Raw genomic sequence first — 18,233 nt, forward strand, 5'->3', positions numbered from 1 at the left:
ACCAATCGATAGAATACTTAAGCCTCCAGCCTTGAGAGTTCAGAGTTCAGAGTTCAGAGTTCAGAGTTCAGAGTTCAGACTTTATATTTTCTCAGTTACTAGACTCGCCAAAACAGATTATCATAGCATTTGTTGCGGCGGGTCGTAGTCATGCAAAAACAGCGTTCACTATTAGCCTTAATCATAGTACTTGTAATTACAGCAATCATATTGCTGGTGCAATTTCCAATCCGGTTAGGACTGGACTTGCAGGGAGGGGCTCAACTCACAATTCAGATTAACACTACCGAAGAGATTACCGAAATCACGGCTGAGCAATTAGACGCAGTTAAAACTGTTATAGAAGGTCGAGTCAATGCCCTAGGGGTTTCTGAGTCGGTAGTCCAAACCGTTGGCAAAGACCAGCTTTTGGTACAGCTACCTGGTGTCAATGACCCGCAACAAGCGGAACGGGTACTAGGGGGAACAGCACAGCTGGATTTTCTCAAGCAAAACATTGGTACAGACGCACAGCTGCAGGTTGAACAGCAAGTGCTACAACAACTACAATTGAACCAAGAGGTATTGCGCAACAATGGTGATGGAGATGCGATCGCAGAAAATCAAGCTGCTATCAATCGTAGTAACCAAGCCATCCTTGAACTATTTGAAAGTAGTGGTCTGACTGGCAAAAACCTCCAAGATGCTCGTCCCCAACCTCTTCAAACTGGTGGTGCTTGGGAAGTGGCTATCCGATTCGATAGTGAGGGAGCTCAAAAGTTTGCTGAGCTGACCAAGAACATTGCCGGTACAGGACGCAGCATTGGTATTTTCCTCGACAATTTACTAATTAGTGCTCCGAGTGTAGCAGCGCGATATGCTGAAAATGGCATCAGTGGTGGTGCAGCAGTGATTACCGGTAACTTTGATGCCGAAAGTGCCTATGAATTTGCTGCCCAGCTGCGGGGAGGTTCCTTACCTTTGCCAGTGGAAATCGTGGAGAATCGCACCGTAGGGGCAACCTTAGGACGAGATAGTATTCAACGTAGTATCTATGCTGCTGTAGTTGGTCTTATTTTAGTATTAATCTTTATGGTGCTATATTACCGACTGCCTGGCATCATTGCTAATATTGCTCTGAGTATCTACGCTTTACTCACCATCGCAGCATTTGCCTTCTTAGGTGTTACCTTAACCCTACCCGGAATTGCTGGTTTTATCCTTAGTATCGGTATGGCAGTTGATGCCAATGTGCTGATTTTTGAGCGGACACGGGAAGAATTACGTGCTGGTAAGACCTTGTATCGCTCAGTAGAGTCAGGGTTTTACCGAGCATTTTCTAGTATTTTAGATGCAACTGTGACCACATTAATCGCCTGTGCAGTACTGTTTTGGCTAGGTTCAGGTCTAGTGAAAGGCTTTGCCGTAACCCTAGGCATTGGGGTAGGAATCAGTATGTTTACCGCCGTGACCTGTAGTCGAACCCTGATGCTCGTAACAGTTTTAGGACTTCCAGGGGTACGTCAGAAACCAGAACTATTCTGCCCGAATTTACCAACCCAATAGTTTATAAATTAGGAAATAGGAAGTAGGAAATAGGAAGTAAGAAGTGTAATTAAAGGGTTTGGATAAAGCGTTTAGTTGACCATGATTTGGTTCAACTAAAAAATCTATTTAATCCTTCATCCTAGTTGTGGATAACTTTGTGGATAAAGGGTTTAGTTGACCATGCTCCGGTTCCATCAACAAACCCATTTCATAATTCCTAATTTATAGCAATCCTAAATTAAATTAATTGTGATAATTTGATTACCTACTCCCTACTCCCTACTCCCTACTCCCTACTCCCTACTCCCTACTCCCTACTCCCTACTCCCTACTCCCTACTCCCTACTCCCTTTGCTATATAAGGATTTATCAATAAAAAAGTCAATATGAAACTTAATGTAATTAAAACGCGATCGCTTTGGTGGAGCATCTCAACCGGCCTGATTACGGTCGGTATCCTTGCCATGGTGATTTCTTTTATTCAACTAGGAGCCCCTTTACGGTTAGGTCTGGATTTCGTTGGTGGTACCCGCCTACAGCTAGAGAGAGACTGTACTCAACCCGGAAACTGTGACCAACCCATCGATTTGGCTCTGGTACGGGAGGTGATGACAGCACAAGGTCTTGGCAATAGCAGTATCCAAATACTAGGGGAAGAAAAACAAGCCCTGACAATTCGGACTAAAACATTAGATGTTGAACAACGCACCCAGTTGCAAACTGCTTTAACCGAGCGTCTTGGTGTTTTCGAACCCAAATCTACTCAGATTGACACCGTTGGTCCCACCTTGGGCAGGCAACTGTTTATTTCTGGCTTAATCGCTTTGTTTATGGCCTTTGTGGGCATCTTTGTCTACCTTACCTTCCGATTCGAGTTTGACTATGGCCTATTCGCTTTCGTTGCCCTGTTCCACGATGTCTTAATCGCTATTGGTCTTTTCTCTATCCTAGGTTTAGTGCTAGGGGTAGAAGTCGATACCTTATTTGTGGTTGCCCTATTGACAATTATTGGTTTTTCTGTTAATGATACTGTGGTGATTTACGACCGGGTGCGAGAAGTAATTAAACTCAAGCCAGGTCAACATATCAATCAAATTGTAGAGGATGCTGTTAATCAAACCTTAACCCGCTCCATCAATACCACCTTAACTACCTTGCTACCCCTGTTAGCCATCTTGCTGTTCGGGGGAGAAACCCTAAAATTCTTTGCCTTAGCACTAATTATTGGTTTTACAGCAGGCTCTTACTCCAGTATTTTTATTGCAAGTACCCTCTTAGCTTGGTGGAGAGAGCGCACTGGTAAAGCTCAGTCTGTAGTCGAGGTTGCAGTTAATCCAGAAAAGGAGGGGAATCCAGTGATTGAAGCAGAATTTTCTGATGAAGTTTAGTTCTATAGCAATTCTCTCTACCATGAGGTACAAAGCGATCCCCCATTTACCTTAAAAAGGGGGACTTTGAGGTTGAGAAGCATACCTCATAAATGCAATAAAAGCTATAATTTTCAATAGTCTTCTGATCATGGAGCAGCCAGGTAGCCCAAGAAGAAAAATTACCCTTGACCCCATCTTTGAGGCCAGGGTAAAACGATTACATCAAATAACTGTTTATGGTAGGTGGGTTTTCGTAGGCATCCTCTGGATAACTGTTGCTCCATTAAGCCTGTGGGGTTGGCACTATGAAATTTCCCTGATGCGATCGCATTTTACCTGGGCAGTACTCCGGTATAGTATTATCTACAACCATCTGCCTGCAATAGGTCTGGCTATCTGTATTGGCACAACTTTAGCCGTCTTAGTTTGGCAAAGTCGCAATATTTTATTTGGATTACCACCCTTAGAACAGAAACGTCTGGAGCAACAAGTACAGCGGATTTGTCAGCAAGGCCCCACACACCCACTCTGGAAGTGGGTGTGCGGCTCTTGAATTAAACGACTATATCCTCCTCAACAATAAAATCTGCCGCTGTGAGCTGACTCGCGGAGACCCCGAACACCTGTGCTAAGACTTCGCCATTGGCAGTAATAGTAGTCGCGCCCATATCAGCAATTGCCAGCTGATCAAAGGTCAGATCTCCACCTAACTTGAACATATCGATTCCATCTTCAAAACTAAACACAGTATCTGTTCCCTCACCAGGGTTCAAGACATAGGTGTCAATGCCCCCTGCGCCAGATAAGATATCATTGCCTAATCCGCCTTCTAAGATATCATCACCGTTGCCACCAAACAGGGAGTCATTACCCTCAGCACCGATCAAGGTGTCTGAGTTTTCTCCCCCAGACAAGTTATCATTACCAGCTCCACCATCTAGGAAGTCTCCATTAGTCCCACCATCAAGGACGTCATTACCGTCACCACCGAGCAAGGTGTCTGAGTTATCTCCTCCAACCAGGCTATCATTACCAGCTCCACCGTCGAGTAAGTCATTACCTGAGTTACCCTCTAGGGTATCGTTGCCATTACCCCCAAGCAAGGTATCATTCTGGAAAGTACCAATCACCGTCGAGTCATTATCTTGGATGGTAATCAGAGTAGCTACCTCACTTACGTTGTTGAAAGCTAAACCATCATCAACCACAAACTGGATAATGCGACCAGAGGCATCAGTCACACCAGATGTGTTTTCATACTCTAGGGTGTTGAGGACTTGCTGGTAATTTTGGATGGTATCTACCCCACTTAAGGTCAGGATACCATTGTTGGCATCGAAGCTAAACCCGATCAGGGTGCCAGTGTTATCAACAGTCAGCAGTTCCTCTGTGGGATTCAGCAGATTGGCAATTGTTACTGTTGCGCCAACCAGAGTGGTGTTATTAGCATCACTCAGAGTCAATTTGTTATCTGGGAACAGTGCAAGCTGATTACCGGTAAATGTGACAGTAGCATCAATGCCGTCTGTATCTGGATCTGGGGCAGCTGGAATAGCTGGGGCAGCAGCAATAATTGGCTCGGGAGCTGGATCAGTAGTGGTATCTGGATCGGGATCAGGTGTGGTATCTGGATCGGGATCAGGTGTGGTATCTGGATCAGTATCAGTAGTGGTATCTGGATCAGTATCAGTAGTGGTATCTGGATCAGTATCAGTAGTGGTATCTGAATCAGTATCAGTAGTGGTATCTGGATCAGTATCAGTAGTGGTATCTGGATCAGTATCAGTAGTGGTATCTGAATCAGTATCAGTAGTGGTATCTGAATCAGTATCAGTAGTGGTATCTGGATCAGTATCAGTAGTGGTATCTGGATCAGTATCAGTAGTGGTATCTGGATCGGGATCAGGTGTGGTATCTGGATCGGGATCAGGTGTGGTATCTGGATCAGTATCAGTAGTGGTATCTGGATCAGTATCAGTAGTGGTATCTGGATCGGGATCAGGTGTGGTATCTGGATCGGGATCAGGTGTGGTATCTGGATCAGTATCAGTAGTGGTATCTGGATCAGTATCAGTAGTGGTATCTGGATCGGGATCAGGTGTGGTATCTGGATCGGGATCAGGTGTGGTATCTGGATCAGTATCAGTAGTGGTATCTGGATCAGTATCAGTAGTGGTATCTGGATCAGTATCAGTAGTGGTATCTGGATCGGGATCAGGTGTGGTATCTGGATCAGTATCAGTAGTGGTATCTGGATCGGGATCGATAACTGGCGATACACCATTGAGGTCTATCACTGGAGCAACATTACCGAATAGGACATAGCTATTCCCTGGGGTGTCGCCATTGGCTGTACTAAGCTCAAGACCAGGTGCGCCAATAACTAGGTCATCAATGCTATCACTATTAACGTCTTTTGCTCCACTTACTGAGAAGCCTAGGGAGTCAGTACCTTCGATAACTAAGCCATCTTCGCCGTTTAGGGTAGAAAGGTCTACACTGCCAGTAGTTCCCAACTCTTCACTGCCGAATAGCACATAAACTTTGCCTGCACCTTTAGCTCCAATCGCAACATCAGCAAACCCATCTTTGTTGAGATCCCCAGCATAACTAACTGACGAGCCCAGGAGACCATTCGCTTCAATCCCTGTGATGGCAAAGCCATTGGTACCGTCGAGGCTTGCAAGGTCTAAGTTCCCTGTACCAGCAACATCGGTGCCGCCAAACACTACGTAAGCCTCGCCAACATCAGTCTGGGTATCGGAGTCAACAAAGGGAGCCCCAATGATTAAATCACTAACACCATCACCGTTGACATCGCCAGCATCACTCACGGACCAGCCTGCCCTGTCACCGAGATCAAGGCTAGAACCTTCATCAATACCATTAATGACGAAGCCAGTTTTGGGGTCGGAGGAGGGTATCGATGAGAGGTCTAGGGTTCCAGTGGCACCGACACCTGAACCACCGAACACTACATAAGTCTTGCCAGCAGAACTGTTGTCAGTCAGAGGAGAATCACTACCAGGAACACCGATAGCGAAGTCCTTGATGCCATCACCATTGATATCCCCAGCACTACTGACTGAAAAACCTGCTAAGTTTCCGGCAACACTACTGGTGAGGAGGAAGCCATTAGTGCCGTCCAGAGTGGAGAGGTCTAGGCTACCGCCAGTACCTGTGCCCCCAAATACCACATAAGCATTGCCAGGATTAAGACCGGGAGAAGAAATAGGCAACAAGGCATGAGGAGCACCAATCAATAGGTCATTTTTCCCATCGCCGTTAACATCCCCTAAATTGCTGATGGAATGACCAGAAAATTCTGCAGGATCAATGCCATTGATAGCAAAGCCAGATGAGAGATCTACGCTACCAGTAGAGCCCACAGTGGAACCGCCAAATACTACATAGCTAACGCCATTGTTGTTGGCACCAGCACCAGGAGCACTTACCAGTAGGTCATTCGTACCATCACCATTGATATCTCCACCACTGCTAACCGAAAAGCCTAAGAATCCAGTTGAATTAAGACCGGCAATAACAAAACCGTTAGTACCGTCTAGGTCAGCTAGTTCAATGGTACCGGTAGTACCTACATCTGGACCACCGAAGACTACATAGCTTGTACCTGAAAAAAGGCCATTGGGATCAGCACCTGGGGCTCCGATGATCAGATCATGATTGCCATCACCGTTGATATCTCCAGCGCTGCTGACTGAGAAACCGGAGCGGTCACCTAACGTAACACCATTAATAGAGAACCCAATTCTGCCGTTAAGGTTTGAAATATTGAATAGTTGATTTGACATAGTTAATTTGGTAGATGTCTATATGCTTTCGATTTGACATCATCTCAGCTAATCCTAGTGATTGGGACTAGGATTGTGATAAATTCATCAAAATTTTACTTAATTCTGAGGCAGTCTAGGGAAAATCTTTATATGTTGATTGTAAATTATTAATTACTGTAACATAGCCACTACGCGCTTTGAGGTATTAAGTCAGTCAATATGATTAGAATTTCTCGGATTTTCGTTTTTGGTAGGTAATTGGTGTTGCCGAAAAGTCCGCTAATCAAGGGATAACCTTCCTAGACAATCCAGCACTAAACCTTCTTGGTTTTGTTCAAATATTTATGCACTAAAGAAAATCCGTTATGTAAAGATTTGGCAAAATCGTCAATTTGGCACGACAGTATTATGAAATTGTGCTAGTCATCTGTGTTTGTTTACACCTAATTTCTCCATCTCCCCATCTCCCCATCTCCCCATCTCCCCATCTCCCCATTTCCCCATTTCCCCATTTCCCCATTTCCCCATCGTCCCATCTCCCCATCTTGATTATTGGGATAATCAGCATATTCCCAATCGAATCTAGCTTTCTTAGCTCAAAACGGGATAACTAAAAATAAATCCCTTCAGTCTTGATCAGTGTACATCTATGACATATTGCCTGAGAATTGCTGATCTTCCCATCAGTGAACGTCCTCGTGAGCGATTAGTTGCTCTAGGAGCTAAAAATCTGGCGACAGCGGAACTGCTAGCAATTCTTTTAGGTACAGGTCAAGGCAAAGGAAAGCTTTCTGCCATGGGTTTAGGACAGTTGATTTTACAGGAACTTGCCAAAGACCAGCGAGACCCAATGGCTGTGTTGCGGAATATTAAAGCTCAAGAATTGACCCAAATTCATGGTGTTGGACTAGCGAAAGCCACAACGATTTTAGCCGCAGTGGAGCTGGGCAAACGGGCATTTCTGTCTCGACCTACAGAAGGTGTAATTATTGATAGTCCAGCCTCAGCAGCAGCGTCTTTGAGTCATGACTTAATGTGGCAAAATCATGAACGATTTGCTGTGTTGCTACTTGATGTTAAGAATCATTTGTTGGGTACTCAGATTATTACTGTTGGTACAGCAACAGAAACCATTGCTAATCCCCGGGATATTTTCCGAGAAGTGCTGCGCCAAGGAGCAACACAGGTAATTGTGGCTCACAATCATCCCACTGGGAGTGTTGACCCAAGTTTTCAAGATATTACTCTAACGGAACGGTTATTACAGGTAGGTCAACTCTTATGTATTCCGGTATTGGATCACTTGATTGTTGGCAATGGTAATTACCAGAGCATACGGCAAGTAACGAAACTGTGGGATGAGTATCCCCAGGAAGAGTGAGGTTTATATCAAGTCCGGTTGAATATCCATCAATTTTGGGGCCCGGGCGCGGGGAGGGTGGGGAGGGTGGGAGGTGTGGGGAGATGGGGAGATGGGGGAGATTTTTATTAAGGGTAATTATCCTGACATGATATTAGCTGTGGCAGACACGGAAGGGTTGCCTGACCACTCATCTCATGGGCGAATACTTACCTTTGGGCGTTGCTGATTCTGGGTATGGTTTCGCCCCCCTAGGGCGTGTTTTCAAACTCGGAGATCCCCCTAAATCCCCCTTAAAAAAGGGGGACTTTGAGAATGGCTCCCCCCTTCCGCGCGGGGGGTTGGGGGGGATCTAAATCTTGCGGAAAACTTTGAAAACACGGCCTAGCCCCCCAGCGAGCAATCCCTCGCTGGGGGGAACAAAACTCCCAAAGTCCCCCAAAATTGGGGGATTTAGGGGGCTTTAATAAAACCAGATGATCGCCCATTCATTCCTTAATTCAGCAACGCCTACCTTTGAATAATTACCCTTGATCAAACCCTGCCCATCTCCCCACACGCCCCAAACTTCCCAAACTTCCCAAACTTCCCATCTCCTGTGTGCCAGAAAATGTTAAGTTAAGTATCAAAACGTGTCTTTTTTTTAAAAAAGACCAGATTACCCTATTGGTGATCTCTCACCTCCCACGTATCATCAAAACACTATTACAAGGATTCAGCCATGGTTAGTAAAGTACAAAAGACTGAAGCACAGTGGAAAGAGCAGCTAACACCGGAACAGTTTAAAGTCACCAGACAGAAGGGAACGGAAAGAGCCTTCACTGGAGAATACTGGAACAATAAGGACAAGGGTATCTACAAATGTATCTGTTGCGGAACAGAGCTATTTAACTCTGATACCAAATATGATTCTGGGACAGGTTGGCCTAGTTTTTTCGCACCTATCAAAGAAGAGAATGTAAAGGAGGAACCGGATAACAGCCTATTTATGCGCAGGACAGAAGTGTTGTGTGCTGTCTGTGACGCTCACCTAGGTCACGTGTTTAGCGATGGACCACCACCAACAGGCTTACGCTACTGTATGAATTCTGCTTCCCTTAGTTTCGAGAAACAGGATTAAAAAAACAGGATTAATCAGATCAAGTCACCTAAGTTTGATTCGGAAAATCAATTATGGTCTGTCGATAAAACTGGGGCATTCCGGTATCAAAATACTTGCCTTTAACTAGATAACCGGTTATGCCCTCTTCTTGTCGCAATTTATCAAGACATGATGTGAGCTGAAATTCACCTTTTTCACGGATATTTTGGTTGATGTGCTCTTCAAGATAGTCAAAAATTTTCGGCTTAAGTACATACATACCAAATACCGCTAAGAACTGATCCTTTGCCATTCCTTCCATATGGAGATGGGCTCGCGCATACTCAAGAGTAGGCTTTTCATAAAGCTCTGTCACACGCAACCGTGATTCTGACTCTTGCCAAATCCCAGTCACGCAACCAGCTTTGTGAATAATCTCTCCTGGCATTACGGTCAAGGCAACAACGCTCTGATCAACCTGGTTATAAACGTTTAGAACTTGACTAGCACAGGAAGTTTCATGGTCAGAAGTGTAAACATGATCCCCCAGCAACAATAGAAAAGGCTGATTATTTACCCATTCTTTGGCACAGAATACAGCATGACCATAGCCTTCTTGCTCCTCTTGAATCAGAAAGGTAATTCTATGGCCTAAATCCTGTAAATATTGGCTGTATGCTTGGTTTTCTGGAGAGAGTTTCTCGAAGAGTTCGGGTTTGGGGGGGGACTTAAAAAATTCTTCAAAATGTTTGCGATCGCTTTTTTGAACCACAATCCCCACTTCTTCTATCCCAGCACTGACCGCTTCTTCTACAATCGCCATGATCACTGGTTTCGCCCTACCATCCCGGTCAATAATCGGAAATAACTCTTTTTTTACCACTTTGGTGGCTGGAAACAAACGGGTACCAAAACCCGCTGCGGGAATTAAAGCTTTGCGAACGTTATTGGTCTGCATAAATCGTTAACGTCAAAGATTCCATTTGAGGAAAATCACGCTCAATAATTTTAATTAACTTTTGTTGACTTTCCTTGTCTTTAACAATAAATTGTGCGGTGCCATCCCCTTGAGAGCCAACTCCCTTTCCCCCTAGGATATAAGGTTGAATTGGTTCATAATTCAGGATTTGGTGCAGCACTCCAGCAGTTAATTGCTCAGGGCAAGCAGGGATAAGATAGCGGTCGAATTCAGCTTGTGCCTGGTTCATCAAGCTACCAATCCGTTCAGCATCACCCCTTTCCAGAGCCTCAACTGCCTCCTGAGTAATTTTAGAACTGATTGGACCAAGATAGTGCTGAACATTCTGTTGTATTTCGTTAGTGGCGAATGGATAGCACTGATTCAGTTTACTCAGGATTTCCTGAGTATTTTTGCTTGCCCCGAGGTCTACAATTACAAAAAACAGATTCCGAGGTACCTTGAGTTCACTAATCTCGGTGTGATCACCATCAAACATCATCATGATCGGTCGATTGCCATAAGCACAGGCGAAATCCATCCGACCACATTGGGAAGGGGTGGTGGTTTCCCCTAGATAGGCTAACTCCATTTCCTCTTGGAGGGTCATGTTTAAGTCATACAGGCGATTGAAGCTGCGGGCAACTAGGACGGAAATTGCTGCACTTGAGGATAGCCCTTTCTTGATTGGTAAGTCAGTGCGGTAATTATCGATTTCAATTCCACCGACAGGATAGCGAGATAGACACTGGTAGGCAACCCCAGCAGCATAACTAAAAAAACCGCCTTTTTTAGCAACAGCGAGCAGAGCACTCCTTTCCATTGGTAAACTAATAGAAACGGTCGGTGTACCCTCCCTCAGGGAAGTACGCATAATCAGCTCGGTCGGATGAGATAAGACCAGAGCATAAAGTCCCTGATTGGTTCCGGTGATTAGGGTGTAGCCTCTTTCGAGCTCGGGATTTAGGCAGCGATAGCCTCCTGCCCAATCACTATGTTCCCCAAATAGACAAAGGCGACCTGGCACAAACAGTTTCATTACTCAGTTAAATCTATAGCAGTCTTGATTGGAATAGAATACAGCCGGTGATTGCAGTGGGAGCTCCCGAGAGGCTAAAGTGTATTTTACTGAGCTGCAAATCACTATATGCACTATATAAAGCACTATAGTATGACATTGCCATCAGAGGGATTGCATTCAAAGACGGCAAGACACCACCAGACTGGGAAACTCTCGATAGAGGGTGCTAACGCTCAATGCTACTTGGTATTAACTAGAAATTTTGAAACCTCTAGGGTCGATAGAAATAAACGTAACGTGGGGTAACTACATGGAACGTTTTATGTTAACTACTGCATGCAAGCCTTGGCTGTGCATCCCTAAGATCAACAGTCAACAGTCAATAGTCAACAGTCAACAGTCAACAGTCAACATAGTTAACGTGATTCAAATCACGCTTTACTGGCAGAAGGTTAACAACTTATTAAAACTTAAATCACCCCAGATCAACCTCAGATATTTGATTATGAAGAATGCCAGGAAAAATTTCATCAGGGAAATCTAGCATGACAGCTTTGATTAATTTGGAAACCTCCCAGACCAGTGCTTGTGTCACTGCTTGGCTCAGAAAGCACACCCTTTATCTAGGGTTCATTGGTCTTTATGTGGTAGAATTACAAAGTATCTTGGCTCACCGGGGATATTACTTTGGTCCATTAGATGGTATCTTTGACACAGAGATTGAATATGCTGTGCAAGGCTACCAGCAAAAGGTATTTCTCAGAGCAACTGGTATTGTAGACCAAAAGACCTGGCAAGCTCTTCTGGGTGGTGCTCCGGTCAATATGCCGATTCTACGTCCTGGTAGTTTTGGTGAGGCTGTCAAAACAGTCCAAGAAGTACTTTGGATTAGTGACTACTATACCGGTAAGATTGATGGCATCTTCGCTTCCCTGACACTCGAAGCAGTGCAACGCTTCCAACTCGACAGGGGTTTGCTAGGCAATGGTGTAGTTAGTGAACACACCTGGAACGCCTTGAGCGATATGCCTCGCTATGTCTATTAGGCGATGTCTATTAGGCGATTTCTCTTAGTGCGTTAGTCCTGTCCTCAAGGATTGATACCAAGTTGCAATCAATCAAAGATATTATCCTTTGAACTGGTGAGGGAGTGAGCAGCTATACTACCATCTTGTTCAACTTAGTACATAGCACATTAGAATTAATAACGGCAACTATGTTATGTTAATTTTCATGAAGCTCCTGAAAATTGACATAACATTATGAACCTGCCAGAGTCTGTTAAATTTTGGTCTCAATTCTTCCACCCCTTACTGATGTGGGTGCTGCTAGCGGCAGCCTTCTATGCTCTTTATCTGGGTTTGAAAATCCAAAAGACTAGAACGGCGGAAGGTGACGAAAAGAAAGCGCTAGTTAAGGGTCAATATAATGTTAAGCACCATCTTGTGGGTTCAGCGTTGCTAGCAATGATGGTACTGGGTACAATCGGAGGTATGGCAGTAACCTACATTAACAATGGCAAGTTGTTTTTTGGACCCCATTTGCTGGCTGGTTTAGGCATGACCGGAATTATTGCTACCTCTGCCTCTCTAACACCATTAATGCAGAAAGGTCAAGCTTGGGCTCGCTATAGTCACATCGTCCTGAATGTTGCACTCTTGGGACTATTCAGCTGGCAAGCCATCACCGGTATGCAAATTGTTCAGAAGATTCTTAGCAATCCGTAGATGATTTGATTTACCTAGGGGCGTGGTATTGTACCCGCCCTAGGATGGTTGTAGAGTTTAAATATGCAAACTTAAACTTAGCTTTTCGTTGCTTTTAGTTTAGGTGTCCAAGCTAAGCTCTAAGCATTGGGCTGATAGCTGATAGCTGATCTATCAACCCTTAGAGTAAATATTACCGTAGATTTTGCCGCTGCTGTGATTGCTTCGGTATAGGTAGACCATTACTGTTATGAAAGTCTTCCTGCACCTTGTGGGTTAAACGCCGGGAAACTTGACGGACAACTTGCTGCAAAATTCCGTTGCCTGTGCGTTGAATCAAGGACTGAGGTAGTTTCCGAATTGCCTTGGGAAACCACATGTCAACACTGAGGTCAAGATGCCACTCCACGCGGGTTATCGCTGATGGTATGGACTGCGATTCCAGCTGATGCTCTTGAAAATATTCCCTTGCTGGTACTTCTACTAAGCTCTGAGATGCCTGGAAATCAAGCTCATAGCCTGGACTGACGTGATTCGGGATGGGGATTGTCCGAATCTGATAGGAATTTTCGTCTTGAGGTAGCAATTCCAAACCGATTTTTGGTTCAACCTTATAGCCAAATGCGCCAAAGCTACCAATGGTCAAAATATAGCCATTGTCTGTGAGCAGTTCTACTTTCATCGGATGAGCGCAGCGACAAAACCAATCCTGGTGAGTATTTAGATAGGCACTTACTTGCTCAGCTGAAGCATACATCTCCATACAGTCTTGAAAATGACACTGAAACCGAGTCGGCTCACTACCTGAGTAAGACGCTGATGGAACAATAGGGTCAGTGTCGGCCTTTATAGCAGGAGTATTCAAATCCACCTGTTTTGCCTCAATTGACTGATGGTTAATAAAATGCGATCGCATACATCATCCTCTTCATTTGATTGCCTTGTGACTAGTTCAGAAACTAGTTGAGAGCCTAGTTGAGAAATGTCCATGGGTCGCTCTTGCTTATCCTACTCCTCTGGCTGAGTTAATCAGGAGTCGGACACAAACAAGTTGAGCTATGTAAACAAGTGTAAAGTTTGGGGGACTGATCTAGCTGGGTTTCTGGTGATGCGAGATCAGTTATTAGATCAGTTATTAGATCACTGACTATAGCAGGTTTTAATTAGATCGACCCAGAAAGCGAAGAACACATGATCATGAAACTTATACAACCGAGAGGTTGGGGTTTACGGAAGCGATGCAGCGCGGTCTTGGGGAGGCAGCGCGGTCTTGGGGGTCTCCCCCATGAGCGACTGCCGTGGTTTCCCCCACTCGCTATTGCATCAAGACAAAATCCAATAATTCTCGATTGAATGGCCTAGTTTAATTTTCACTCAGAATAACTGGTAAACTAGCTAAGCTACTAGGTGAATTGTACGGAAATTGCTATGAAAGCATGTGTAGCTGGAGCAACAGGAGAAACAGGAAAGCGGATTGTACAGGAACTCGTTTTGCGTGATATTCCTGTACGGGCTTTAGTGCGAAATCTAGAGTACGCTCAAGAAACATTACCACCAGCAGCAGAATTAGTGGTGGGGGATGTGCTCAAACCCGAGAGTATCCGTGCCGCGATCGCAGATAGTACTGTAGTGCTGTGCGCCAGTGAGGCTCGCCCTAGCTTTGACCCAACCGCACCCTACAAGGTGGATTACGAAGGGACTAAAAATTTAGTAGATGGTGCTAAGGAAAAAGGGGTAGAACACTTTGTATTGGTTTCTTCCCTCTGTGTGTCCCAGTTTTTTCATCCCCTCAACCTATTCTGGCTGATTCTGGTCTGGAAGAAGCAAGCAGAGGAATATATCCAAAAAAGTGGCTTGACTTACACTATTGTGCGACCAGGTGGTCTCAGAAACGAAGACAACTCAGAGCCGATGGTCATGTCTGGCGCAGATACTCTATTTGAAGGTAGCATACCTCGCACCAAAGTAGCAGAAGTTTGTGTTGAGGCGCTGTCGGAACCGGAAGCTCGGAATAAAATAGTAGAAGTGGTTAGCTCAGCAGAAGCTCCCGATCACAGCTGGGAACAGCTATTTGCTGACGTAGGTTGAGGGAGTGTTGAGCGTTCGCGTAGCGTGACGTTCGGTCAATCGCATTTTGTGAACACTATTAAGTTCACACTATTAACACTAGTAAGGATTAGTCAACTGAGTGTCTTCATCACCCCGGCAGAAGTACGGAAAGTTAAGAGGATTTCCAAATACTTCCTATAAATTTACACTCAAAGGCTTATTTTACAATATTTCAGCCTTAGCGATAGTGAGCTTATTATTGGGGATTTATCTCAGACATGTTTTTAATAGATGGGCTTACTACCCGGTTGAGCGTACGCTATCTGATTATCCTACCAGTATTCACGGCACCCCTCCCTTAGTGATGAGGGGGGGAGATCCTTACATTCGCGCCCTAATGCGTACTATCACCGCTAGTGAAGCTAATGACCCCCAACCCTACACGATTATCTATGGGGGTCAACACGTTTCTGATTTAAGGCGTCATCCTGAAATATGTGTTCCCATAGTCGCTGGTCCTAATGTTGGAAAATGTAGCACAGCGGCGGGACGGTATCAGTTCCTTGATATCACCTGGAAAGCAAAGGCACAAAGCTATCACCCCAGACCCTCAGGCTTTTTGTTTTGGAAGCAGTATAGCTTTGAGGCACACTTCCAGGATGCTGTGGTTCACGATTGGCTCAAGGATAGTAGAGCCTGGGGGATGGATATTCCCAAAGAATTGCGGCAAGGAAATTTAGATAAAGTTTTGCGGCGGCTGTCTGGTACTTGGACTAGTCTAGGTTATGGCATAGAAACGAATAGCATGAGTAAGCACTTGCCAAAGGTTTATGAACGGATGATTGAGGAAGAACTAAACCGCTAATCATTGATGCATACTTGCAGGCTTGCAGGCAATTAGCAATTTTATAGCATTTTATAGCATTTATTAATTTGGTGAGGTACTTTCGTCCTGGATTTTAGGGAGTAGGAGGTAGCGATGCATCGCTATTCCCTATTCGTAAGCATTCAGCTATCAGCCGTCAGCCGTGAGCACCTCAAGTAGCGTGGCCAACGGCCAAGGCTCAAGCTGCTTGAGGTGCTTTCCGTAACTCAGATTAAACAAATGGTTACCTGTTGTCAAGATCCCAAGCGCGAGTGGGGGAAATCCCCTGTTCCCTTGCTGCATCGCTTATTCGCGCATCACCTCAAGTATAGCAGTCGCCAGGGCAGTTAGGACATGACAAAAGTCTCACACCCTTTGTAAGCGATGCAGAGGTGCGACCCGTGGCGAATTTAATTCGCCAAGGTCAAGCGCACCATTACGGTCTTGGGGGTTTCCCCCATGAGCGACTGCATCAAGAAGCGCAAGAGTTTGACTTCTGACAAAGGACTTCTGACAAAGGACTTCTGACTTCTGCTATAGCACCATCTGTAGCCCATAAGCTGATACGCGACACGCTGATAGCTGATAGCTGACGGCTGAATGCTTACCCCTATTCTCTGTTGCCTGTTGCCTGTTGCCTGTTGCCTGTTTCCAAAAATTATGTACTTCACCCCATTTAAAACCGCTATATCTCGATTATTTATACATAGCTAAATTATTGAATTTAAATTATTTACATTCCTATTTATAGCGTTCCTCGCAATTATGATGTACAGTCTTCTTTGACGTTGATTCCCTGTTAGGTGCGCTTTCCGCATCTAATTATTAAATTCGCCACGGGTCGCACCTCTTGATGCAGCGCATCGCTATTCCCTATTCCCTATTCCCTATTCCCTATTCCCTATTCCCTATTCCCTATTCCCTATTCCCAGATCCGCTGTTCCCTATTCCCTATTCCCTATTCCCTATTCCCTATTCCCTAAAATCCCGAAATTGTGTACCTCATAGCTATGATAATTGCTATATAGAATATTTTTTGACGTAATAAATTATCAAAAAGTACCCTTAAGGGTACTGTTGAACCATAACTAAGCCTCCCATCATAGAAACAAGCTGATTGACTGACAAAATTATCCTGAGCAAAGGATAAAGTCATGAAAGATTGAATGGGTAACCTTATGATGGTGAATCCCTAGTAAAGACTGAAAAGCAGACTAGGTAAGATTATCCTGACTTTTGTCAGTCAACCAGTATAACTAGTCAAAAGCGACAGAGTATTATTTTTAAGTAAAGAAAAATTATGGTAAAAATTCAAGCTGAAAGCTTTCCCAATCTAACGAATTTTGTAATTGCTAATAATAGCGATGCTGAGGGTAATTCAGTCATCAGCCTATTTGACGCTGGAAGTGATACTAGTTTCCCCTCTGGTACTGCTACCAGAACCTTTGACCTAGCTACTGGTAACTACGAAGTAAGGCTGGGCTACTTTGATGAGACTGATGGGGATAGCACCATAGATATCACTATTGGCGATACCGAATTGCCAACCTTAACTCTCAATGACCCCCCTGATGGTGCTGGTATTGCCGCTAATGCTGCTGCTTTCGTCAATCAACAGATTAGCAATAGCATATTCATCGAAAATGGAGACCTGATCACAATTAACGGTACTTCTGATGGCGACGAATTTACCCGAATTGACTTCATTGAATTCAATGCACTCAATGTCCCTTCTGCGGATATTTTTTGGCGTAATTCCGAGACTGGAGACAATCGTGCCTGGATCATGGATGGCACCAACTTGGATCAGTCAAATCCGATTCAATCGGAACCAGCTGACAGTCCCTGGGAGATGCGTGGTGCTGGAGACTTTGACGGCGATGAGCAAAAGGATATTATCTGGCGTAATACCGATACCGGAGATGTTGGCTTCTGGTTAATGGAAGGCTTTGAGTTCAAAAGCGGAGCATCTAGCACCCAGGTATCAGACCTCAACTGGGAAATCCGTGGCACGGGAGATTTCGACAGTGATGGAGAAGAAGATATTCTCTGGCGTAATACCAATACCGGAGAAAATGCGGTTTGGTTGATGAATGGCACGGAGCTGGATCAGGGAGTGTTGATTACCAGGCAGAGTAATGGTGAGAATTTGCTGCTACCAGAAGACGGTCTATGGGAGATGCAAGGTGCTGGAGATTTAGATAATGATGGTGACGCGGATATTCTGTGGCGCAATACTCAAAACCAAGAGATCTACTACTGGCGGATGGATGGTACTGAGTATGTAGAGTCAGTGTTCATTGACTCAGCACCAATCAGCGGTGATTGGGAAATTCGTGGTACTATGGACTTTGACGATAATGGTTTTGACGATATCCTGTTGCGTAATGGCTCTGACGGACAAAATGGGATCTGGCTAATGAATGAAACGGGGCTACAGCAGGCAGTTGCCACCGAGTCCTTAACAGGGGACGAGTGGCAAAGCTATGTTTAATATGCCAG

Annotated in this window: 15 protein-coding genes; 11 read left to right on the forward strand and 4 right to left on the reverse strand. The window is 44.8% G+C overall.

The features are described 5' to 3' along the window. The first annotated feature begins 150 nt into the window (after positions 1-150). From secD to F6K38_RS04745, 3 genes are all read left to right on the forward strand, one after another. Positions 151-1,545: a protein translocase subunit SecD gene (gene secD / locus F6K38_RS04735; protein WP_287356186.1), complete on the forward strand. Its 1,395-nt coding sequence runs from the start codon at positions 151-153 to the stop codon at positions 1,543-1,545. Between the two features lie 368 nt (positions 1,546-1,913). After that, positions 1,914-2,915, forward strand: coding sequence for a protein translocase subunit SecF (gene secF, locus F6K38_RS04740; protein WP_287255480.1), 1,002 nt, complete (start codon positions 1,914-1,916; stop codon positions 2,913-2,915). Between the two features lie 130 nt (positions 2,916-3,045). Further along, on the forward strand, positions 3,046-3,450 hold the full coding sequence (locus tag F6K38_RS04745; protein ID WP_287255478.1) for a hypothetical protein: 405 nt from the start codon (positions 3,046-3,048) through the stop codon (positions 3,448-3,450). A 1-nt stretch (position 3,451) separates the two neighbouring features. Here F6K38_RS04745 and F6K38_RS04750 read toward each other — a convergent pair whose 3' ends face one another. Further along, complete coding sequence (locus F6K38_RS04750) at positions 3,452-6,709, reverse strand: hypothetical protein (protein ID WP_287356188.1); 3,258 nt, start codon at positions 6,707-6,709, stop codon at positions 3,452-3,454. 631 nt (positions 6,710-7,340) lie between these two features. Between F6K38_RS04750 and radC the strand changes: the two genes are divergently transcribed. Both radC and msrB read left to right on the forward strand, forming a co-directional pair. Further along, complete coding sequence (gene radC / locus F6K38_RS04755) at positions 7,341-8,072, forward strand: RadC family protein (RefSeq protein WP_008182685.1); 732 nt, start codon at positions 7,341-7,343, stop codon at positions 8,070-8,072. Positions 8,073-8,772: 700 nt separating this feature from the next. After that, entirely contained in the window at positions 8,773-9,171 is a 399-nt protein-coding gene (gene msrB, locus F6K38_RS04760; protein ID WP_008182689.1) for a peptide-methionine (R)-S-oxide reductase MsrB, read from the forward strand. Between the two features lie 28 nt (positions 9,172-9,199). Here the strand turns inward: msrB and F6K38_RS04765 are convergent, their stop codons facing one another. Further along, on the reverse strand, positions 9,200-10,090 hold the full coding sequence (locus tag F6K38_RS04765; protein WP_008182692.1) for a UTP--glucose-1-phosphate uridylyltransferase: 891 nt from the start codon (positions 10,088-10,090) through the stop codon (positions 9,200-9,202). Further along, entirely contained in the window at positions 10,077-11,129 is a 1,053-nt protein-coding gene (locus F6K38_RS04770) for a mevalonate kinase family protein (protein WP_008182695.1), read from the reverse strand. Before F6K38_RS04770 ends, F6K38_RS04765 begins: the two co-directional genes overlap by 14 nt. Positions 11,130-11,656: 527 nt before the next feature. Between F6K38_RS04770 and F6K38_RS04775 the strand changes: the two genes are divergently transcribed. Then, positions 11,657-12,157 carry a peptidoglycan-binding domain-containing protein gene (locus F6K38_RS04775; protein WP_287251657.1) on the forward strand — a complete coding sequence of 167 codons (501 nt, stop codon included), beginning with the start codon at positions 11,657-11,659 and terminating at the stop codon, positions 12,155-12,157. Between the two features lie 216 nt (positions 12,158-12,373). Continuing rightward, the gene (locus F6K38_RS04780) at positions 12,374-12,838 is read left to right on the forward strand and encodes a DUF4079 domain-containing protein (protein WP_008179999.1); all 465 of its coding nucleotides are present in this window, start codon (positions 12,374-12,376) and stop codon (positions 12,836-12,838) included. A gap of 172 nt (positions 12,839-13,010) precedes the next feature. Here the strand turns inward: F6K38_RS04780 and F6K38_RS04785 are convergent, their stop codons facing one another. Further along, positions 13,011-13,733, reverse strand: a complete 723-nt coding sequence (locus F6K38_RS04785; protein ID WP_287251656.1) for a DUF1997 domain-containing protein — start codon at positions 13,731-13,733, stop codon at positions 13,011-13,013. Between the two features lie 512 nt (positions 13,734-14,245). Between F6K38_RS04785 and F6K38_RS04790 the strand changes: the two genes are divergently transcribed. The 4 genes from F6K38_RS04790 (at position 14,246) to F6K38_RS04805 (ending at position 18,225) form a co-directional block, all read left to right on the forward strand. Further along, on the forward strand, positions 14,246-14,905 hold the full coding sequence (locus tag F6K38_RS04790; RefSeq protein WP_287251655.1) for an NAD(P)H-binding protein: 660 nt from the start codon (positions 14,246-14,248) through the stop codon (positions 14,903-14,905). Between the two features lie 100 nt (positions 14,906-15,005). Continuing rightward, positions 15,006-15,731, forward strand: a complete 726-nt coding sequence (locus F6K38_RS04795; RefSeq protein WP_081431898.1) for a glycoside hydrolase family 24 protein — start codon at positions 15,006-15,008, stop codon at positions 15,729-15,731. 853 nt (positions 15,732-16,584) lie between these two features. Beyond that, the gene (locus tag F6K38_RS04800; RefSeq protein ID WP_287356190.1) at positions 16,585-16,776 is read left to right on the forward strand and encodes a hypothetical protein; all 192 of its coding nucleotides are present in this window, start codon (positions 16,585-16,587) and stop codon (positions 16,774-16,776) included. A 255-nt stretch (positions 16,777-17,031) separates the two neighbouring features. Further along, on the forward strand, positions 17,032-18,225 hold the full coding sequence (locus tag F6K38_RS04805) for an FG-GAP repeat domain-containing protein (RefSeq protein ID WP_008180010.1): 1,194 nt from the start codon (positions 17,032-17,034) through the stop codon (positions 18,223-18,225). The last annotated feature ends 8 nt before the right edge of the window (positions 18,226-18,233 follow it).

The organism is Moorena sp. SIO3B2, from assembly GCF_010692525.1.
Taxonomy (GTDB): domain Bacteria; phylum Cyanobacteriota; class Cyanobacteriia; order Cyanobacteriales; family Coleofasciculaceae; genus Moorena; species Moorena producens.